This window comes from Idiomarina sp. UBA4206, assembly GCF_002383015.1.
Classification (GTDB): Bacteria; Pseudomonadota; Gammaproteobacteria; order Enterobacterales; family Alteromonadaceae; genus Idiomarina; species Idiomarina abyssalis.
The window spans coordinates 18,127-19,132 of sequence record NZ_DFTS01000062.1 but is presented as its reverse complement, the minus strand read 5'-3'; the positions used below and the strand labels follow the sequence as shown (position 1 = coordinate 19,132).

Sequence of the window (1,006 nt, the reverse complement as noted above, 5' to 3'; positions counted from 1 at the left end):
ACCAATAACTGACCCAGCGCCAGCCATCAAATTCAGGATGACCTGAATGTAAAACATCTACGTCTTCTTCACGACATTTTAGCCGCAACAAAAACCACTTTTGCTTTTGTCCAACACACATGGGCCGTTGTTCACGTCGAATCAAGCGCTTTGGTAAGCGATAACGCAACCATTGACGGCTGGTGTACAGAATTTCAACCTGCTCTGGCTTTAACCCGACCTCTTCATAGAGTTCGCGGTACATTGCCTGCTCAGGGGTCTCGCCTTCATGAATTCCGCCTTGCGGAAACTGCCAGCTCTGCTGGTTGATTCGACGAGCCCAAAATACCTGCCCATGCCCGTTACAGATGACGATTCCTACGTTTGCCCGGAATCCTTCTGCATCTATCACGCGAGCATCCTCAATTATTCTCTGTTACAGTGGATTCTTCCATAAAGCCCGGTTGCGGGCAAATGCTGATTCACTATTTACGAAGAATTAAGTCATGACCCACAAGCCACAACGCCCTCAATCTATTGATGAACTGTTTCAGCGCGCCGCTGCTTTAGCCGGCCGTTCTTTTGCTGAACTGGCTGCAGAAACCGGGTTACAGGTACCTAAAGATTTGCGCCGCGACAAAGGCTGGGTTGGGCAACTTTTAGAGCTACAACTGGGTGCTACTGCGGGCTCTAAGCCGACACAGGACTTCCCGGAGTTAGGGGTTGAACTGAAAACTCTGCCGGTAACTCCCGAAGGTGAGCCTTTAGAAACTACCTTTGTGTGCACGGCTCCGCTGGTGAATATTCAGGGCGTCCAATGGGCCACTTCTAACGTACGAAATAAATTACAACAGGTGTTGTGGCTGCCCATTGATGGACGACGCGATGTCCCTTTGGCGGAACGCGTGGTGGGCAGTGCTTTTTTATGGATACCCAGCGCCGAGGAAGAAGCCCTGCTGCGCAACGACTGGGAAGAGCACATGGACCGTATTGCGCTGGGACAGGTTGAGAGTATTACCGCGCGCCC

The 1,006-nt window shown here is 51.4% G+C and carries 2 protein-coding genes; one reads left to right on the top strand and one right to left on the bottom strand.

Annotated elements, in window-relative coordinates; all coding sequences use genetic code 11:
* On the bottom strand, positions 1-391 hold a 391-nt coding region (gene rppH, locus B3180_RS12870; protein ID WP_286844960.1), incomplete at its 3' end, for an RNA pyrophosphohydrolase.
* Positions 392-485: 94 nt separating this feature from the next.
* Here rppH and mutH point away from each other — a divergent pair.
* Positions 486-1,006: DNA mismatch repair endonuclease MutH (gene mutH / locus B3180_RS12865; RefSeq protein WP_286844959.1), on the top strand; the 521-nt coding region annotated here is incomplete at its 3' end.